Source organism: Providencia sp. PROV267, from assembly GCF_028477825.1.
GTDB classification, from domain to species: domain Bacteria; phylum Pseudomonadota; class Gammaproteobacteria; order Enterobacterales; family Enterobacteriaceae; genus Providencia; species Providencia stuartii.
On the sequence record NZ_JAMPLX010000021.1, the window covers coordinates 71,203 to 91,137 of the forward strand.

At 44.1% G+C, this 19,935-nt stretch carries 20 protein-coding genes and 2 tRNA genes; 3 read left to right on the forward strand and 19 right to left on the reverse strand.

Features of this window, described 5'->3' with window-relative positions:
• Positions 1-46: 46 nt before the first annotated feature.
• The 13 genes from rpsO to rlmE form a co-directional block, all read right to left on the reverse strand.
• Positions 47-316, reverse strand: a complete 270-nt coding sequence (gene rpsO / locus PR709_RS14300; RefSeq protein ID WP_004915813.1) for a 30S ribosomal protein S15 — start codon at positions 314-316, stop codon at positions 47-49.
• 122 nt (positions 317-438) lie between these two features.
• The gene (gene truB / locus PR709_RS14305) at positions 439-1,383 is read right to left on the reverse strand and encodes a tRNA pseudouridine(55) synthase TruB (protein WP_121874804.1); all 945 of its coding nucleotides are present in this window, start codon (positions 1,381-1,383) and stop codon (positions 439-441) included.
• Complete coding sequence (gene rbfA / locus PR709_RS14310; protein ID WP_014657326.1) at positions 1,383-1,793, reverse strand: 30S ribosome-binding factor RbfA; 411 nt, start codon at positions 1,791-1,793, stop codon at positions 1,383-1,385. Before rbfA ends, truB begins: the two co-directional genes overlap by 1 nt.
• A gap of 103 nt (positions 1,794-1,896) precedes the next feature.
• Positions 1,897-4,629 carry a translation initiation factor IF-2 gene (infB, locus tag PR709_RS14315; protein ID WP_004915802.1) on the reverse strand — a complete coding sequence of 911 codons (2,733 nt, stop codon included), beginning with the start codon at positions 4,627-4,629 and terminating at the stop codon, positions 1,897-1,899.
• Between the two features lie 23 nt (positions 4,630-4,652).
• Positions 4,653-6,161 carry a transcription termination factor NusA gene (nusA, locus tag PR709_RS14320; RefSeq protein WP_004915799.1) on the reverse strand — a complete coding sequence of 503 codons (1,509 nt, stop codon included), beginning with the start codon at positions 6,159-6,161 and terminating at the stop codon, positions 4,653-4,655.
• 23 nt (positions 6,162-6,184) lie between these two features.
• Positions 6,185-6,637 (reverse strand): ribosome maturation factor RimP, encoded by a 453-nt coding sequence (gene rimP, locus PR709_RS14325; RefSeq protein WP_014657325.1) that lies wholly within the window; start codon positions 6,635-6,637, stop codon positions 6,185-6,187.
• 206 nt (positions 6,638-6,843) lie between these two features.
• Positions 6,844-6,920 (reverse strand) — tRNA-Met (locus tag PR709_RS14330).
• A 59-nt stretch (positions 6,921-6,979) separates the two neighbouring features.
• Positions 6,980-7,069, reverse strand: a tRNA-Leu gene (locus tag PR709_RS14335).
• Positions 7,070-7,169: 100 nt separating this feature from the next.
• Positions 7,170-7,508 (reverse strand): preprotein translocase subunit SecG, encoded by a 339-nt coding sequence (gene secG, locus PR709_RS14340; protein WP_004915793.1) that lies wholly within the window; start codon positions 7,506-7,508, stop codon positions 7,170-7,172.
• Positions 7,509-7,768: 260 nt separating this feature from the next.
• On the reverse strand, positions 7,769-9,106 hold the full coding sequence (gene glmM, locus PR709_RS14345) for a phosphoglucosamine mutase (RefSeq protein WP_004915791.1): 1,338 nt from the start codon (positions 9,104-9,106) through the stop codon (positions 7,769-7,771).
• Positions 9,099-9,947, reverse strand: a complete 849-nt coding sequence (gene folP / locus PR709_RS14350) for a dihydropteroate synthase (RefSeq protein WP_004915787.1) — start codon at positions 9,945-9,947, stop codon at positions 9,099-9,101. The genes glmM and folP overlap by 8 nt, the downstream gene beginning before the upstream one ends.
• Before the next feature lie 66 nt (positions 9,948-10,013).
• Positions 10,014-11,993, reverse strand: a complete 1,980-nt coding sequence (gene ftsH / locus PR709_RS14355; protein WP_127891335.1) for an ATP-dependent zinc metalloprotease FtsH — start codon at positions 11,991-11,993, stop codon at positions 10,014-10,016.
• Positions 11,994-12,041: 48 nt separating this feature from the next.
• A complete protein-coding gene (gene rlmE, locus PR709_RS14360) occupies positions 12,042-12,671 on the reverse strand; it encodes a 23S rRNA (uridine(2552)-2'-O)-methyltransferase RlmE (RefSeq protein WP_004915770.1) in 630 nt (209 codons plus the stop codon).
• 206 nt (positions 12,672-12,877) lie between these two features.
• On the opposite strand from rlmE, the gene yhbY reads away from it, so the two are divergent.
• Positions 12,878-13,171 carry a ribosome assembly RNA-binding protein YhbY gene (gene yhbY / locus PR709_RS14365; protein WP_014657324.1) on the forward strand — a complete coding sequence of 98 codons (294 nt, stop codon included), beginning with the start codon at positions 12,878-12,880 and terminating at the stop codon, positions 13,169-13,171.
• 118 nt (positions 13,172-13,289) lie between these two features.
• Here yhbY and greA read toward each other — a convergent pair whose 3' ends face one another.
• Positions 13,290-13,766, reverse strand: coding sequence for a transcription elongation factor GreA (gene greA / locus PR709_RS14370; protein ID WP_004915763.1), 477 nt, complete (start codon positions 13,764-13,766; stop codon positions 13,290-13,292).
• A gap of 261 nt (positions 13,767-14,027) precedes the next feature.
• Between greA and dacB the strand changes: the two genes are divergently transcribed.
• Positions 14,028-15,476 carry a serine-type D-Ala-D-Ala carboxypeptidase gene (gene dacB, locus PR709_RS14375; protein WP_004915760.1) on the forward strand — a complete coding sequence of 483 codons (1,449 nt, stop codon included), beginning with the start codon at positions 14,028-14,030 and terminating at the stop codon, positions 15,474-15,476.
• An 81-nt stretch (positions 15,477-15,557) separates the two neighbouring features.
• On the opposite strand, the gene cgtA is transcribed toward dacB, so the two are convergent.
• From cgtA to rplU, 3 genes are all read right to left on the reverse strand, one after another.
• The gene (gene cgtA, locus PR709_RS14380) at positions 15,558-16,730 is read right to left on the reverse strand and encodes an Obg family GTPase CgtA (RefSeq protein WP_004915758.1); all 1,173 of its coding nucleotides are present in this window, start codon (positions 16,728-16,730) and stop codon (positions 15,558-15,560) included.
• A gap of 130 nt (positions 16,731-16,860) precedes the next feature.
• Positions 16,861-17,118, reverse strand: coding sequence for a 50S ribosomal protein L27 (rpmA, locus tag PR709_RS14385; RefSeq protein ID WP_004915755.1), 258 nt, complete (start codon positions 17,116-17,118; stop codon positions 16,861-16,863).
• A gap of 19 nt (positions 17,119-17,137) precedes the next feature.
• On the reverse strand, positions 17,138-17,446 hold the full coding sequence (gene rplU / locus PR709_RS14390; protein WP_004915752.1) for a 50S ribosomal protein L21: 309 nt from the start codon (positions 17,444-17,446) through the stop codon (positions 17,138-17,140).
• Between the two features lie 334 nt (positions 17,447-17,780).
• Here rplU and ispB point away from each other — a divergent pair, with 334 nt between their 5' ends.
• The gene (ispB, locus tag PR709_RS14395; protein WP_004915749.1) at positions 17,781-18,752 is read left to right on the forward strand and encodes an octaprenyl diphosphate synthase; all 972 of its coding nucleotides are present in this window, start codon (positions 17,781-17,783) and stop codon (positions 18,750-18,752) included.
• Between the two features lie 41 nt (positions 18,753-18,793).
• Here ispB and PR709_RS14400 read toward each other — a convergent pair whose 3' ends face one another.
• Complete coding sequence (locus PR709_RS14400) at positions 18,794-19,156, reverse strand: DNA-binding protein (protein ID WP_004915746.1); 363 nt, start codon at positions 19,154-19,156, stop codon at positions 18,794-18,796.
• A 133-nt stretch (positions 19,157-19,289) separates the two neighbouring features.
• Positions 19,290-19,637: a DNA-binding protein gene (locus PR709_RS14405; RefSeq protein WP_004915743.1), complete on the reverse strand. Its 348-nt coding sequence runs from the start codon at positions 19,635-19,637 to the stop codon at positions 19,290-19,292.
• Between the last annotated feature and the right edge of the window lie 298 nt (positions 19,638-19,935).

A 19,935-nucleotide genomic window follows, 5' to 3' on the forward strand; every position in this document is an offset into this window, starting at 1 on the left:
AGAAGAAAAGGGGCCATTAGGCCCCTTTCCACTGAAACTGACTCGATTAACGACGCAGACCCAGACGCTCGATAAGAGCGGTGTAACGCGCGATATCTTTGCTTTTCAGATAAGCTTGCAATCTACGACGCTGAGCAACCATACGCAGCAGACCACGACGGCTGTGGTGATCTTTTTTGTGCTCTGCAAAGTGGCTTTGCAGATGGTTGATTTGAGCGGTCAACAAAGCGATTTGCACTTCGCTTGAACCAGTGTCGTTAGCATCGCGGCCGAATTCAGCAACGATTTTTGCTTTAGCTTCAGTACTTAGAGACATATTAAACTCCAAATGTATAAATGTATGTAATGAGAGCCAATCTCTAATTTAGCATCTCACAGATTAAGCGCCGCTATTCTACGCTGCTTATAGTCGCAAAGCAATAAGTGCCGCCATGCGGATTATTCATTTTCAACAACTAAACGCCGAGGAGCAACCCGCATATCTTCACTGATCAACGCAATGCCAATAAAACGTTCAACAGTACCACAAGTCACGCGAACCATGGTGCCTTCCGCTAATTGACCAATATTCGCCCTAACAGGCTGGCCCTGCTTAAAGTATGCCGCCGTTTCTTCTGTCAAATTAACGGCAGGAAAATGCACCACCGCAGTATCCATCGGCAACAATAAAGGGTCGAGCAGCGATTCAAAAGTGCCATTGCCTTCATCAACTTGCGCTCTTAATGCGGCGAGCTGCTCTAATGTCACCATCCGCGCATAAGGGTAGTTTGCTACCTGCAAGCGTCGTAGGTAAATGACATGTGCACCACAACCTAACATCTCACCTAAATCGTCAATAATGGTACGAATATAAGTACCTTTAGAGCAGTGAATTTCCAGTTCCAGTTCATTATTTTCTAAACGAATAAACTGTAACTCATACACTGTGATAGGCCGTGCTTCCCGCTCAACGGTGATCCCTTTACGCGCATACTCATACAAAGGTTTCCCTTGATGTTTTAGTGCCGAATACATTGATGGCACTTGCAATGTATCACCACGAAAATGCGCTAATGCCTCATCAAGCTGAGCTTGTGTAAACTCAACGTTACGCTCACTGATGATTTGACCATGGGAATCCGAAGTGTCAGTACGTTGTCCTAGACGGGCAATCACACGATAACGCTTGTCTGAGTCGAGTAAAAATTGAGAAAACTTGGTTGCTTCACCGAGACAAACAGGGAGCATCCCTGTTGCAAGTGGATCTAACGCTCCCGTGTGACCCGCTTTATTTGCATTGAAGAAGCGCCGCACTTTTTGCAGCGCATCGTTTGAAGAAATATCAGTGGGTTTATCCAGCAGCAAAACGCCATGTATGTCACGGCCGCTACGACGACGCCCCATTATTTTTCCTCTTTATCATCCGCGTTCGCACGACGCATTTCATCATTACGAATAACATTGGAAACTAAGTTAGACATACGCATACCGTCAACCAATGAGCTATCGTAAGAGAACGTTAACTCTGGAATAACGCGTAAACGCATCGCTTTTCCTAGCAAAGAACGAATAAAGCCAGAAGCTTCATTGAGCGCTTTAATGCCATCTTGAACCATTTGAGACTCATGTTCTTCATGAGAAATGTTAAGGAAAGTCACGAAAACTTTACCATAAGCCAAGTCTCTTGATAGCTCGACACCTGAAACAGTTGCCATGCCAATGCGGGGATCTTTAACTTCACGCTGCAAGATAATCGCAATTTCTTTTTGCATTTCTTGGGCTACGCGCTGAGAACGACTAAATTCTCTTGCCATCGTTATATCTCCTGACATTTTGGGGGGCTATTGCCCCCCAATAAATACAAAGCTATGGATACCCGCGATAAGCGATATGCCCCCTTCGCGGGTATAAAAGAAATTAACCGTCAATCGAACGTTTAACTTCAATCACTTCAAAGACTTCAATCATATCGCCAACACGGACATCGTTGTAGTTCTTAACACCGATACCACACTCCATACCATTACGGACTTCGTTGACGTCATCTTTAAAGCGACGCAGTGACTCCAGCTCACCTTCGTAAATAACCACGTTATCACGCAGAACACGGATTGGGTTATTACGCTTGATAGTACCTTCTGTCACCATACAACCAGCGATAGCACCAAACTTCGGTGATTTAAAGACGTCACGGACTTCTGCAAGACCCATGATTTGCTGTTTGTATTCAGGTGCTAACATACCGCTCATCGCTTGTTTGATTTCATCAATCAAGCTATAGATGACGGAGTAGTAACGTAAGTCAACACTTTCACTCTCAATAACGCGGCGAGCAGATGCGTCAGCACGAACGTTAAAGCCAAGAATGATCGCATTCGATGCCGCAGCCAGAGTTGCGTCAGTTTCGGTAATACCACCCACACCAGAACCGATGATTTTGATTTTAACTTCATCAGTCGATAGTTTTAACAGTGAGTCAGTAATCGCTTCACAAGTACCTTGAACGTCGGTTTTTAGAACAATGTTCAGTTCAGAAACTTTACCTTCTTCCATGTTAGCAAACATGTTTTCCAGTTTAGATTTCTGTTGGCGAGCCAATTTCACATCGCGGAATTTACCTTGGCGATACAATGCAACTTCACGTGCTTTTTTCTCGTCACGAACAACGGTTGCTTCATCACCTGCGGATGGAACATTGGATAGACCTAAAATCTCAACAGGCATTGATGGGCCAGCAGATTGAACTTCTTTACCGAGTTCGTTACGCATTGCACGAATACGGCCGTATTCAAAACCACAAAGAACAATATCGCCTTTGTTGAGCGTACCTTCTTGAACAAGAATCGTTGCAACTGGACCACGACCTTTATCAAGGTAAGATTCAACAACAACACCGCTTGCCATACCTGCGTAAACTGCTTTCAGCTCAAGGACTTCTGCTTGTAGCAAGATAGCATCAAGCAGCTCATCGATACCGGTACCTTTTTTCGCCGATACGCTAATAAACTGAGTATCACCACCCCAATCTTCAGAAATAACACCGTATTGTGACAGCTCATTTCTTACACGATCTGGATCCGCTTCTGGTTTATCAATTTTGTTCACAGCAACAACGATAGGCACACCCGCCGCTTTTGCGTGTTGGATGGCTTCGATAGTTTGTGGCATCACACCATCGTCTGCTGCAACAACCAGAACAACGATATCCGTTGCCTGAGCACCACGAGCACGCATTGACGTAAACGCGGCGTGACCCGGAGTATCTAAGAAGGTGATCATCCCTTTATCAGTTTTCACATGGTAAGCACCGATGTGCTGAGTGATACCACCTGCTTCGCCTGAAGCGACTTTCGTTGAACGAATATAGTCAAGCAGTGATGTTTTACCATGGTCAACGTGACCCATGATGGTAACAACCGGTGCACGTGGCTCTTCAACTGCTGAACCCGTATCACGGTCATTCATTACCGCTTCTTCTAGCTCATTTTCGCGACGAAGGATAACTTTGTGACCCATCTCTTCTGCAACAAGCTGCGCAGTTTCTTGGTCAATGACTTGGTTGATAGTCGCCATCGCGCCCATCTTCATCATTGTTTTAATCACTTGTGAACCTTTCACCGCCATTTTGTTAGCGAGTTCACCAACAGTGATCGTTTCACCGATAACCACGTCACGGTTTACTGCTGCCGCAGGCTTGTTAAAGCTCTGTTGCAGTGAACTACCTTTACGTTGTTTACCTTTGACGCGATTAGAGCGGCCAGCAGCGCGTTCTTCTTCACGATCGGCTTTTTCAGAAAGCTTATTGCCTTTCTTTTGGCGAGGCGCTTTCGCACTACGGTTACGAGAACGACGACCTTCTTCTTTTTCGTCGCTTTCATCTTCCGCTGCACGAGCATGGCGAGAAGTCGTCGTGTGATAGTCACTATCGTCGTCGATTCTGGAATCATTGTTCCATTTTTCGTTGTTTTCTTCTGCCATTTTGCGAGCCTCTTCTGCGACACGTCTCGCTTCTGCTTCAACTTTACGTTGAGTTTCTTCTTCAACTTTACGCTTCAGAGCTGCTGCTTCAGCTTCACGGCGCTGTTTTTCAGAGTTGGTCTCACCGGCTTTGCCAGCTTTTTGATGATTTTCGCTTGATTTCACTTTTTCTCTTTCCGCTACTTCGCGCGTAGCTTTCTCAGCTGCTTCACGTTTTGCTTTCTCTTCGGCTGCACGCTTCGCTTCCGCTTCACGCTTCGCATTTTCTTCTGCGATACGTTTTGCTTCTGCTTCACGTTTAGCCAGTTCTTCAGCTTCGCGCCGTGCTTGCTCTTCCGCTTCACGCTTCGCCTGCTCTTCCGCTTGTGCTTGCTCAGCGTCGCGGTTCACATAAGTGCGTTTTTTGCGGACTTCTACATTTACCGATTTGCTCTTACCACCGGTGACTGGAACACTCAACGTACTACGCGTTTTACGTTGCAATGTTAACTTACTTGGCTGGCTCGCTGAACCGCCTTGCTCACGATTCAAGTGCCCCAGCAATGTTTCTTTTTCTGCCTGACTAACAGAGTCATTCTCACCTTTTTTGATCCCTGCTTCAGCAAATTGCTGTACCAGGCGTTCAACTGTGGTTTGAATTTCTGCTGCCAATGATTTTACAGTTTCTGTCATGCCGTTCCTTCCTGCTACAGTGTTTACGCATCGTTACCGAACCAGCAAATATTACGTGCGGCCATGATGAGTGCACCTGCCTTCTCACCATCCAGACCCTCGATATCAATCAGGTCGTCGATGCCCTGCTCAGCAAGATCTTCCAGTGTACAGATACCGCGAATAGCCAAATTATAGGCCAGAGTATTATCCATACCATCCAGATTCAATAAATCTTCTGCCGGCTGGTTATCACCTAGACTCTCTTTTTGAGCCAATTCAATCGTAGTGAGGGCCGCTTTCGCTCTTTCACGTAGAACTTCAACAGTTTCTTCATCTAAACCGTCAATTTCCAGAAGCTCTTTGATAGGCACGTAGGCCAGTTCTTCTAACGTCGAGAAGCCTTCTTCAACAAGTGCAGTGGCGAACTCTTCATCAATGTCAAGATGCTTAGTGAATGTGTCAATAGAAGCATGCGCTTCTGCCTGATGTTTTGCATTCAGCTCTTCTGCAGTCATGACATTCAATTCCCATTTGTCATCACCACGGTGTTTTTTCAGTAACTGTGCTGCTAAGCGCACATTTTGGCCGTTACGACCAATCGCCTGAGCTAAGTTACTGCTTTCTACGGCAACATCCATTGTACATTTGTCTTCATCAACCACAATAGATGCCACATCAGCCGGAGCCATTGCATTAATCACGAATTGAGCTGGGTTATCATCCCATAACACAATATCAATTCGCTCGCCGCCTAGCTCACTAGAAACAGCTTGAACTCGCGCGCCACGCATACCAACGCACGCACCGACCGGGTCAATACGCTTATCGTTAGTTTTTACTGCGATCTTAGCGCGAGAACCCGGATCACGAGCAGCGGCTTTGATTTCAATAATTTCTTCACCAATTTCTGGCACTTCAATGCGGAATAATTCAACCAACATTTCTGGGCGAGAACGGGTAACAAAAAGTTGTGCGCCACGTGCTTCCGGACGAACATCATACAGGACTCCACGGATGCGGTCACCTGGACGGAAGTTTTCACGCGGTAACATATCTTCTCGTAAGATCACCGCTTCAGCATTGTTACCAAGATCTAACGTGATATTTTCACGGTTTACTTTCTTAACTTGAGCGGTGATGATCTCACCTTGTTGCTCACGGAATTGATCAACCACCATCGCACGTTCCGCTTCACGTACTTTCTGTACGATCACTTGTTTTGCAGTTTGGGTTGTAATACGGTCGAAAGCAACGGACTCGATTTGGTCTTCAACGTATTCGCCCAGTTTTAGCTCTGGGTTTTCAAATTGTGCTGCTTCTAACGTAATTTCACGTGTTGGCATCGTTACATCTTCAACGATCAGCCAACGACGGAAGGTATCAAAATCACCGGATTTGCGATCGATTTCGACACGAACGTCAATTTCTTGCTCATATTTCTTTTTGGTTGCTGTCGCTAGTGCCGTTTCCAGTGCCTCGAAGATTTTTTCACGAGGGAGGGATTTTTCGTTAGAAACCGCTTCTACAACAGCCAGAATTTCTTTGTTCATCCTAGTTGCCTCATTGAACTTAATTAAAAGTGGGGTACCAAGTTAGCTTTCTGGATGTTGCCAAGGGCGAACACTTCATCCTTACCATCCACAGTAACCGTTATCATTTCACCTTCGACAGCTTTTATAATGCCTTGCCATCTACGGCGGTTCTGCATCGCAATGCGTAAAGTCAGTGCCACCTCTTCACCGACAAAACGCTCATAATGTGCGACAGTGAACAGTGGGCGTTCTAGCCCTGGTGACGATATTTCTAGGTTATAGACCACAGAGATTGGATCTTCGACATCCAATACTGCACTCACCTGATGGCTGACATCAGCACAATCATCAACAGTGATGCCTTCTTCACTATCAATGAAAACACGCAATGTCGATGTACGAGCACGGACAAACTCTAAGCCTACAAATTCAAAGCCAAGTGCTTCCACCGGTGCTGAAATCATCTCTGTCAATTTTTGTTCTAATGTGGACAAGCCCACCCCCAGACATAAAAAAAGGGCTATAAAAGCCCAGTTAATTCGATTGTCAAATAACAAAAAACCCCGAAATTTCGGGGCTTTATGAAACTGGACCCTGTAGTGCCAACGGGTTCACCATGTTCTTAGTATATCTTTAAAACCGTGATAAATCGATGAGAATTTCCGATAAATACATCTGATAAGATATGCTGACTAAGAATTGGTTGCGGGAGCCGGATTTGAACCGACGACCTTCGGGTTATGAGCCCGACGAGCTACCAAGCTGCTCCATCCCGCGTTCGAAAACGTGACATATTCTACACAAATAACCTGTAGAGCACAAGTTATCTTAAATAATGGTGCCGAGGACGGGACTTGAACCCGTACGCCCGTTTTGTAGGCACTACCACCTCAAGGTAGCGTGTATACCAATTTCACCACCTCGGCACTGAGGCGAGGTTATTGATGAATAACTTAACAATAACCTCAAATTCTTTTTTACTTTATTGATGATGGCTTAAATGCCTTCATCCGGAATCTTTAACACTTAACGAGGGATATCGCTCGTTGGTGTTGCTGGTGCTGCCGGAACGTCTGTTGGTTGCTCGACTTTTGCCGGTTCACTAATATTTTCCCATTTGCTACCAGTTCCATATTTATTGGCAGTCATATTGCCAAGGATCAAACTGATAATGAAAAATACAGCAGCCAAGATTCCAGTCATACGAGTCATGAAGTTACCAGAACCCGATGAACCAAACAGTGTTGCAGAGGCACCCGCACCGAATGACGCACCCATGTCAGCACCTTTACCTTGTTGTAACATGATCAGACCAATCAGACCGATAGCTACCAACAAGAAAACAATTAAAAGAGCTATGTACATTTGAGTTACCTATTCAGTTTGCGGAACATAGTGTAACCACTATGACCTATAATACTGCACACCCGCTTATTTGCCGCTTAAGTATGACCTTTACGGGATTAAGCAGGTGCGAATACTAACCAAAGCTGAGCCGACAAGCAAGCCAAATTTCATTTCCCGAGTTCATTTGCGGAAAAAAACAGCAAATGAACTCGGGATGGGCAATTTTGTCAGGCTCTCAGTTAGTGCCTTATTTTTAAACGATCCTATCGTTAAAATGATTAACCTGCCGCTTTTACTGCATCAGCAATGCGGTTAGCCATCGCCAAAACGTCAGCTTCATTTTCACCTTCGACCATGACTCGAATCAAAGGTTCTGTACCTGATTTTCTCAGCAGAACACGACCTTTGCCTGCCAACTCTTTCTCGACTTGCTCACTCGCGGCCAATACAGCTTCACTTTGTAATGGGTCATGTGAGCCAGAAAAGCGTACGTTAACCAATACTTGCGGTAACAGTTTCATGCCACTGCATAAGTCATGCAAACTCATTTGGTTACGAACCATCGCACTGAGTACTTGCAGACCAGCCACAATACCGTCACCCGTCGTCGTTTTATCTAATAAGATAATATGACCTGAGTTTTCAGCCCCCATTCTCCAACCTTTTTCTTGGAGCTTCTCAAGTACATAGCGGTCACCCACTTTTGCGCGCTCAAAAGGAATGCCAAGTTGTTTCAGAGCGATTTCTAACCCCATATTGCTCATCAGCGTGCCGATAACACCACCTTTTAATTGGCCTTGACGTAATGCTTCACGCGCAATGATATAGAGAATTTGGTCACCATCGACTTTATTGCCTTCATGGTCAACCATAATCAAACGGTCACCATCACCATCAAAGGCTAGCCCCACATCCGCTTTTTCTGCAAGCACACGCTCTTGTAGCATGCGAACATCCGTAGCGCCACACTTCTCATTAATGTTGATCCCATTAGGTTCACAGCCAATCGCGATGACTTCAGCCCCTAACTCACGAAATACATTCGGTGCAATATGGTAAGTTGCGCCATTAGCACAGTCGATAACGACTTTTAGGCTAGAGAGGCTTTGTTCACTAGGGAAAGTGCCCTTACAAAATTCAATATAACGACCCGCAGCATCAACAATACGGTTTGCGCGACCTAGCTCTGCGGATTCAACACATGTGATTGGTTTTTCCATCTCCGCTTCTATCGCTTCTTCGACTTCATCAGGCAATTTAGTCCCATCAATCGAGAAGAATTTAATCCCATTATCATCATAAGGGTTATGAGACGCAGAAATTACAATCCCCGCCTCAGCGCGGAAAGTACGTGTCAGATAAGCTACGGCAGGTGTTGGCATTGGGCCAGTAAATGACGCAGATAAACCCGCAGCCGCTAGACCCGCTTCTAAAGATGACTCCAACATATAACCGGAGATACGCGTATCTTTACCAATAATAATTTTTCGTGAGCCATGGCGAGCGAGAACTTTCCCTGCTGCCCAGCCTAATTTTAATACGAAATCAGGCGTGATTGGGCTGTCACCCACTTTGCCACGAATACCATCAGTACCAAAATATTTACGGTTACTCATACGCTAACTTTTCCTTTTCTGACAGAGTCATCTGAACGATCTGCATTGCTTGTACGGTCTCTTTGACATCATGTACACGAATAATCTGTGCGCCTTGCATCGCTGCGATAGTTGCGCAAGCAATACTTCCCACAAGCCTTTCTTGTGGTGGAACATTCAATAAGTTTCCAATCATAGATTTACGGGACATTCCTGCCAATAGCGGTAGTCCGAAATCATGAAACTGATCCAAATTTGCCAGCAGTTGATAATTATGTGACAGGTTTTTACCAAAACCAAAACCGGGATCGAGTATTATCTGCTGTTTATCAATACCTGCCGCGACACAACGCGCAATTTCAGCATCAAAATAAGCTTTAATATCTGCTACAACATTTTCATAATTAGGCGCATCTTGCATGGTTCTTGGCTGACCTTGCATATGCATAATACAAACGGGTAAGCCACTTTGTGCCGCAACTTCAATGGCTCCTGGCTCATGTAATGAGCGAATATCATTGATTAAGTGCATACCTGCTTTTGCGGCTTCTGACATCACTTCCGCTTTTGAAGTATCAACAGAAATCCACACATCAAAACGCTGTGCAATGGCTTCCACAATTGGAATAACTCTATCGAGTTCTTCATTGACAGAAACCTCTGCCGCTCCCGGACGCGTCGATTCACCGCCAATATCAATAATCGATGCCCCTTCATTCACCATCTTAGCGGCATGTTCCAATGCGTCATGATAACGATTATGAGTGCCACCATCTGAAAATGAATCAGGAGTAACATTCAAAATCCCCATCACTTTTGGTGTGGATAGATCGAGTTCACAAGCCCTTGCTCTAATTTTCATCGTTATTTCACCTTAACGTAAAAAACCCCAGAGAACTGGGGTTTTTCCATATCACTTAACGATAGCTTATTGTGGTTTGTTATCGTTTGTATTGTCTGATGAATGAGATTCATCATTACTGTTTTTTGGCTCTTCAGATTGAGGTTTTTCAGTCGTTGTTTCAGGTTTTGATGTATTAACCGCAGCACCAAAAGAACCCGTTACATTGTTGACTTTTTTGTCTTCATCCCAGCCCGCCGGTTCGCGTACAGGACGACGATTCATCAAATCATCAATCATTGGCATATCAATGGTTTCATATTTCAATAATGCATCTTTCATAGCATGCAGAATATCCATATTGTCTGTCAGCGTTTTATAGGCGACTTGGTAAGCGCGCTCAATAATTGCTTTAATCTCTTCATCAATAATGCGAGCAGTTTCATCCGAATAAGTCGAGCTGTGCCCCGAGCGACCTAAAAATGCAGGCCCTTCCTCGTCAGCATACAGTACTGGCCCTAACTTCTCAGAGAAGCCCCACTGAGTCACCATTTTTCTAGCGGTGTTGGTTGCTTGCTGAATATCGCCTGACGCCCCTGTAGAGACTTTGTCATGACCATAAATTAACTCTTCTGCAATACGACCACCGTATGTGCTAGCGATATTCCCTTCTAATTTCTGACGGCTTGCACTGACTTGGTCGCCTTCAGGTAGATAGAAAGTAACGCCCAATGCACCCCCACGAGGGATAATCGTCACTTTATGCACAGGGTCATGCTCAGGCATCAGATAACCAACAATTGCATGGCCTGCTTCGTGATACGCGGTAGCTTCTTTTTGTTCTTCTGTCATCATCAAAGAACGATGTTCAGCCCCCAGCCATACTTTATCCCTAGCTTTTTCAAACTCAACCATTGAAACAACGCGTTTGTTGGCACGAGCCGCAAACAGGGCTGCCTCATTCACTAGGTTTGCCAATTCAGCACCGGAGAACCCAGGCGTTGCTCTAGCAAGGATGGCTGTATCAACAGCAGGATCAATAGGAACACGACGCATGTGAACTTTTAATATTTGTTCACGACCGCGTACATCTGGTAAACCTACCATAACCTGACGGTCAAAACGGCCTGGACGTAATAATGCAGGGTCCAAAACATCAGCACGGTTTGTTGCCGCAATAACAATAATACCCTCATTGCCTTCAAAACCGTCCATCTCAACCAGCATTTGGTTCAGAGTCTGTTCACGCTCATCGTGACCACCACCTAAACCAGCGCCACGTTGACGACCAACCGCATCGATTTCATCGATAAAGATAATACAAGGTGCTGCTTTTTTCGCTTGTTCGAACATATCACGAACACGCGATGCACCAACACCGACAAACATTTCAACAAAGTCAGAACCTGAAATCGTAAAAAATGGTACTTTGGCTTCACCAGCAATTGCTTTAGCAAGCAAAGTTTTACCTGTACCTGGAGGACCTACCATCAGGACGCCTTTTGGTATTTTACCTCCCAACTTCTGGAAACGAGCTGGTTCACGTAGAAAATCAACAATTTCACCAACTTCTTCTTTTGCTTCATCACAGCCAGCAACATCGGCAAAAGTCGTTTTGATTTGATCTTCCGTTAGCATTCGAGCTTTGCTTTTACCGAATGACATTGCTCCTTTACCGCCACCGCCTTGCATTTGGCGCATAAAGAAGATCCAGACACCGATCAGCAGAAGCATTGGGAACCAGGAAATAAAGATAGTTTGCAGAAAGCTAGGTTCTTCTGGTGGCTCACCAACGACAGTTACGTGCTTATTTAGCAACGTGTCTAACAGCTTCTCATCCTGCATAGGAAGATAAGTTGTATAACGGCTATTATCAGCCTTTCTGACGTTTAATTCACGACCTGTGATACGAACTTCACGTACCTGATCCTGGGCTAACTCATTGATAAACGTAGAATAATCAACTCTGCGATTATTCGAATCGCTTGGGCCAAAACTCTGGAACAAGGACATCAGAACAACTGCGATGACTAACCAGAGAATCAGGTTTTTCGCCATGTCACTCAAGGGATTAACCTCATATTACAACTGTGTTAACAAATAACGTTCAGGGTACTACAGTTTTAGCCCTGTCGCTACAATGTATACTTCACGCGATCGTGCCCGCGAAGATTCGGGTTTACGAACTTTTACTTTCGTAAATAGGGAACGGATATCCCTGAGGTACTCGTCAAAGCCTTCCCCCTGAAACACTTTAACAATAAAACTGCCCCCAGGAGCCAGCACAGCACGGCACATATCCAATGCTAACTCAACCAAATACATCGACCGAGGTATATCGACCGCGGGAGTCCCACTCATATTGGGAGCCATGTCAGACATGACTACCTGGACTTTTTTATCTCCAACCCGCTCTAACAGTGCAGCTAGCACTGCTTCTTCACGAAAATCTCCTTGAAGGAAATCAACGCCAACAATCGGGTCCATCGGTAAAATATCACAAGCAATCACCCGGCCATTATGGCCTATTTGACTAACCACATACTGTGACCAGCCTCCGGGTGCTGCCCCCAAATCAACAACGGTCATACCTGGTTTAAAAATTTTATCACTTTGCTGGATTTCATCCAGTTTAAACCATGCACGTGAGCGAAGCCCTTTTTTTTGTGCTTGTTGAACATATTTATCACTAAAATGTTCTTGCAACCAGCGACTAGAGCTTGCCGAACGTTTTTTATTGGCCATTGCATTTTCCAACTATACTAAATAGAGCACATCTATCCCCATCATTTTTCGGCCTACATGAACGTTGATGATACCACTGCATGTAATTCGAATTATTTTGGGTGTTCATTGTTACTTCTTTACCATCCGATAAATATAATTGATGGTGATAGATATCAGATGGCGGTAGAATAAGCCATTTTCAATACTAACGAAGCAAAAAATCGATGAATCTTAATAAAAAACAAATCCAACACCTGAAAAGCCTCGCTCATCACCTCAACCCAGTTGTTATGATTGGTAACAATGGGTTAACTGAGGGTGTTTTAGCTGAGATTGAACTTTCATTAGCACATCATGAGCTTATCAAAGTCAAAATCGCAGGCGAAGATCGCGAAACTAAAAATTTGATCGCCGCAGCGATCGTTCGCGAAACAGGTGCTGTTAATGTACAAATTATAGGCAAGATACTTGTTCTCTACCGACCATCGGATGAGCGCAAAATTATTTTACCTAAATAATCACCCTTAATTTATATAAAAATGCCATTGAAGGCAGCTTTTATATGAAGAAAAAGGCCGCCAGCGGCCTTTTTCGCTAATACAGTAAAATAATATAACCAATTCAGGCAAATAGGAATCAGATATACTCAACTTTAAGAATTTCGAACTCAACGTCGCCACCGGGCGTTTTGATAGTGACAACATCATCCTGTTCTTTACCGATCAAGCCGCGTGCAATCGGTGAGTTAACGGAAATCAGATTGATTTTAATATCTGCTTCATCATCACCCACTATGCGATAAGTCAGCTCTTCATCCGTATCAACATTCAACACAGTAACTGTCGCACCAAAAATCACACGACCATTGTTTGTCATTTTCGTGACGTCAATAACCTGAGCATGGGAAAGCTTGGATTCAATTTCTTGAATTCGGCCTTCACAAAAACCCTGTTGTTCGCGAGCGGCATGATATTCTGCGTTCTCTTTCAAGTCACCGTGTTCGCGGGCTTCCGCAATCGCTGCAATAATTTCCGGGCGGCGGACAGATTTAAGATAATCGAGCTCTTCTCGTAACTTATCTGCACCCAATACCGTCATTGGAATCTGTTTCATTGATAAATACCTCTGTTTCAATCCTATCTAAAAATAAGTATCTTCCTGATTTTTGTAACAACAGTACACTGAACCGCCCCATGGTTAATGGGGAGGCTCAAACAATACACAGGCTGTGAATGTGTCTTTAAAACCCATTCACACACTTATCTTATCACAATGCTAACCATTCTAACGTAGAGTTAATAGCGGGTCATCGTTTACTTTTTCAGGCATTACACTTTAGTATGTACAGTATGTCTACCCTAATGCGTGAAATTTATGCCGTTATTAACACTTACCAGAAAATGGATCATCACTTTAGGACTTGTCTTCACCACAGGACAAGCATTTGCCATTCCAATTGATGATTATAAGCAATATTTACCCGATGGTACTAACCTCGCTCTGGTTGCGCAAAAAGTCGGTAGTGACACCCCCATTATTGATTACAATGCGCAGCAAATGGCACTGCCTGCAAGTACCCAAAAAGTCGTCACTGCCCTCGCGGCTTTGCTACAGCTTGGTCCTGATTACCGTTTTGTGACGAATTTCGAAACCAATGCAAAATTAAACAACAATACGCTAACGGGCGACCTCGTTATCCGCTTTAGTGGCGACCCAACACTCACACGCCAGCAAATCCGCAATATGGTCAATGCGCTGAAACAGATTGGTATCCACAAAGTTGAAGGTGATTTAATTGTCGATATTTCGGCATTTACTAGCCATGATAAAGCGCCGGGCTGGGTATGGAACGATATGACGCAATGCTTTAGTGCACCGCCTGCCGCAGCCATTATCGATAGAAACTGTTTTTCTGTTTCACTCTATCCCGCTCAAAAAATAGGGGATATGGCTTATATCAAGGCAGCCAGTTTCTACCCCGTCAATATGTTCAGTGAGGTTAAAACATTAGCTAAGGGAGACCCTGAAGGGCGTTATTGTGAACTGGATGTGGTTCCTGGCGAGCTAAATCGCTACACGTTAACAGGCTGTCTATCACAACGTAGTGAACCTCTCCCCCTTGCCTTTGCGGTACAAAATGGCGCAAGCTATTCCGGCGCTATTGTTAAAAATGAACTGCAAAATGCGGGCATAGCGCTAACAGGGCATGTCAAAAAGCGTACCCAACCAACGGCACAATCGCAGGTCCTCGTCAAAACCGAATCTCAGCCGCTGCATGACCTATTGAAGGTGATGTTGAAAAAATCAGACAATATGATTGCTGATACTGTCTTTCGTACTATTGGTCGAGACTATTACGGTGTTCCCGGTACGTGGCGCTCGGGGTCGGATGCTGTTAGGCAGGTTTTAAAACAAAAAGCGGGCATCGATTTAGGTAATACCGTTATGGTCGACGGCTCTGGTTTATCCCGCCATAACCTGATCACGCCGACGACAATGATGGAAATTCTACAATTTATCGCTAAAAACGATCAGCAACTTGATTTTATCTCTATGCTGCCTCTTGCAGGACATGACGGTACATTACGTTACCGTGGCGGCTTAGATGAAGCCGGTGTGAATGGCAAAGTTTCAGCTAAAACAGGGGCTTTACAAGGCGTCTATAACTTAGCAGGCTTTATCACGACGGCTAGTGGGCAACGCGTTGCTTTCGTACAGTTTATCTCTGCCTATGCGGTACCACAAAACCAACAACGGAGCCGACGCGTTCCTCTCGTGCGTTTTGAGAGTCGGTTGTATAAAGATCTTTACCAGAAAAATTGATCCTTCGATCAATTCGCCGTAAATAATACAATCTTTGTATTTGAAAAAACCCCCAATCATTGGGGGTTTTTCTGAGATTGATTATTTCTGATAGATGATTTCGACACCTTCGTCGTCATCTTCGTCCCAATCATCATCCCAGTCATCCAGATCTTCAGCACCTTCGAGTTGCTCTTTATGGTAGTCATCCCACATAAATTCAACTTTTTCAGGCTGTTTTTCATCTTCCGATGCTGCCATATCACGCGGCTGAGTTTCCATAAACTCCATAATATCCCAACACAGTGCCTTCACACCTTCGTGATTCACCGCGGAGATCATATAGTATTTATCTTCCCAGCCCATCGCTTTAGCGATTTCAGCAGCACGTTTTGCGGACTCTTCAGGGCCTAAAATATCCACTTTGTTAAACACTAACCAACGTGGTTTTTCTGCCAGTTTTTCGCTGTATTTTTCGAGTTCGCTAATAATGATCTTGGCATTTTCCACAGGATCCGATTCATCGATCGGGCAGATGTCGATCAGATGCAATAGCACGCGACAGCGCTCTAAGTGTTTAAGGAAACGGATCCCTAAACCTGCGCCTTCCGCAGCACCTTCGATTAACCCTGGAATATCCGCAACCACAAAGCTTTTTTCGTTATCCATACGCACGACACCTAAGCTCGGTACTAGCGTAGTAAATGGATAATCAGCGACTTTTGGTTTCGCTGCCGATACCGAACGAATAAAGGTCGATTTACCCGCATTCGGCATCCCTAGCATACCCACATCAGCGAGCAGCATCAGCTCTAACATCAGCTCACGAGTTTCACCAGGCGTCCCCATCGTACGTTGACGTGGAGCGCGGTTAACTGAAGATTTAAAGCGTGTATTACCTAAACCGTGGAAACCGCCCTTCGCGACCATTTGGCGCTGCTCATGGCGAGTCATATCACCCAGTATTTCTCCAGTACCGAGATCGCGTATACGCGTTCCGACAGGCACCTTGATCGTGATATCTTGACCACGTTTCCCTGTACAGTCACGACTTTGACCATTTTGCCCACGCTCTGCGCGGAAAGATTTTTCAAAACGGTAGTCGATGAGTGTATTCAGGTTTTCGTCGGCTTGCAGATAGACATCACCACCATCACCGCCGTCACCACCGTCAGGACCGCCTTTTGGAATGTATTTTTCGCGGCGGAAGCTGACACAACCATTGCCACCATCCCCCGCCACAACCAATATTTTGGCTTCATCTACAAATTTCATAATTCTTTCTCCGTATGATAGCCATTATAGTGCTGGATGGCCGTGTTACCCAGAGATGGCGTATTCTAAATATAAAAAGCCCCGCAAAAAGTTTTTGCAGGGCTTTAATTCGAATTAAAAGTCAGAAAACTTATTCAGCTTCGATGCTGATAAATTTACGGTTTTGTGGACCTTTAACTTCAAATTTAACTTTTCCGTCCGCTAAAGCGTACAGAGTGTGGTCACGGCCACAACCTACGTTGTTACCTGCGTGGAACTTAGTACCACGTTGACGAACGATGATGCTACCTGCTAATACAGCTTCGCCACCGAAACGTTTTACACCCAGACGTTTTGCTTCTGAATCGCGACCGTTACGAGTCGAGCCGCCAGCCTTTTTGTGTGCCATTAATCTGCTCTCCTAAATCTTAAGCGATGCCAGTGATCTTAACATCAGTGAACCACTGACGGTGACCCTGTTGTTTACGGCTGTGTTTACGACGACGGAATTTGACAATCTTAACTTTATCGCCACGACCGTGTGCAACCACTTCCGCTTTCACTTTAACGCCTTCAACGACAGGAGCGCCAATTTTGATATCGTCGCCATTAGCAACCATCAGAACGTGATCAAATTCAACAGTTTCACCTGTTGCGATGTCCAGCTTTTCTAGGCGGACAGTTTGACCTTCGCTAACTCGGTGTTGTTTACCACCACTTTGGAAAACCGCGTACATATTAACTCCGCTTTCCGCGTACCCGCTAAAAAATTTAATTCCTGAGCACGCTATAAAATATTCACAATAGGGCGCGAATTCTACGCAAAAAAGCGTCAGAACACAAGCCAATAATGCATTTAGATCACAAAAAAACCGACTTTTTTATTCCATACTCCGGTCAGCCTTTGATTTATGATGAATAACTCGAATTGTTACTTATTTAAACATTTTTTGCATTACAACTAATTATCTTAGAAATATTAATGTTATGCTTAGGCTATAACTGTTCTATTGGCGACACCTTTTTGACTAAAGGGTGGCGGCTAAAATCCTATAATATGAATAAATTACGATGAATTTAGAATCTATTGTTGAACTGACTAGCGAGGATATGTCAGCAGTAAACGAAGCAATCCTCAGTCAATTGAATTCAGACGTTGCGCTAATTAACCAACTTGGTTATTACATTGTTAGCGGTGGTGGGAAAAGGATCCGTCCAATGATCGCGGTATTGGCAGGACGATCCCTTGGTTATTCAGGGCAAAAACATATTCAAGTTGCTGCGCTGATCGAGTTTATCCATACTGCAACTTTATTGCATGATGATGTTGTCGACGAATCCGACATGCGCCGCGGTAAACAAACAGCGAACGCCGTATTTGGTAATGCTGCGAGTGTCCTCGTTGGGGACTTTATTTATACACGATCCTTCCAAATGATGACGGATCTTGACTCGATGCGTGTCCTTAAACTCATGTCGGAAGCGACGAACGTTATCGCTGAAGGTGAAGTCTTACAGTTGATGAACTGTAACGATCCTAACATTACTGAAGAAAACTACATGCAAGTGATCTACAGTAAAACCGCTCGTTTGTTTGAAGCTGCCGCGCATGCATCGGCAATTTTAGCATCAGCAACCCCCGAGCAAGAGAAAGCCTTGCAAGATTACGGTCGCTATCTCGGCACTGCCTTTCAATTGATTGATGATTTGTTGGATTATGACGCAGATAATAAGCAATTAGGCAAAAATACCGGGGATGACCTTGATGAAGGGAAGCCTACGCTGCCCCTACTTCATGCAATGAACCATGGAACCGAGGAAGAAGCCGCCTTGATCCGTCAAGCGATCGAGCAGGGCAATGGCCGTCACCTACTGGACACTGTGCTGGCAACTATGAAACGTTGCGGCTCACTGGAGTACACCTACGCTCGCGCAAAAGAGGAATCGCAAAAAGCCATTGATGCTTTGAGTACTCTTGATGATTCAGTTTATAAAGACGCGTTAATCAGCCTCGCAGAGGTGGCTATTTCACGTCACTCATAGCGTTAAACGTATCGTTTTGAATGCGATGAGGGGGAAAGAGACTACTCTTCCCCTTTTTCTTCTTTTTCGATCCTAGCGAGCAATGATGAAAGGCCATAACGCAAAATATATTTCACCACTTTATCACGCTCCGCTTCAGTGAGTTGGTAATAGGCTTCCATCCAAATTTGTGAAGCATCCATTCTTTGGCTTTGATAGCCCACTGAAGGCTCAGAAAGACTCAATTGACTCTGTATTTCTCCAGGTAAGCTCTCTAGATGATACTCGACGGCTTTACCTTGAACGCCACGCTTACGACGATTTTTCCATCCTTCTCTTCTAGCCATCAAATTAATACCTTGAGGAGAAGTTGGTAAGCCTTCTAAACCTGCTAATTCTTTCGCAGTGAACCACATTTTTTTCATATTATCTCTTTCGAACTTATATTATGAAATCTGCCGTTGAGGCTCTATCTAAATATTGTTAATAAAGAATATGTTGAGTACCAATATGCCTATTCTTCATTATTGAATTACCCAAACCGATTTTTTAGGTAAATTATTTTTTATTTATTAAATCTACCAATGCTATTACACCTTCACGCATAATAAATGCCAATATAAGGTTACGCTCTTCCGGAGAAAGCTGGTGATAAACTTCCTGCCAAATAAATGCATTATCATGATGTTTTGCTTGATATAATGCAGGGGCTTCATAAACAGAAAGGGGCTCAAATAAACCTTCAGGCAAACTATTAATATGATATTCCAACGCCTTTCCTTGAATCCCCCGCCGCTTGCGGCATAACCAGTTTTCACGACGAGCCATCGCATTGATACCTTGAGTAGTCATTGGGAGTCCTTTTAAGCCAACTAACTCTTTCGCCGTTAACCATTCTTTTTGCATGCCTGACCCTCCTAGTCACGATTTACAATTTAATAATAATTGCTGAAAAACGTGTTTATTTTCTCAATAACCTTTTTCTTTTTTGTTTTATTAATATTTATTATTAATTAATTTATGAGTTATACATGTAAAGTATATTTTAATTTCTTTTAATAACAATAGATTGGATATACACGAGGTCACAGTTATCTTTTTTCATGCGATCGTCTTTATATATTAGCTGTACTTATAACATCTATCATTAATATGTGATTTTTACAGATAACCCAAACTAGTTAGTTTTTACTTTCAATATGTT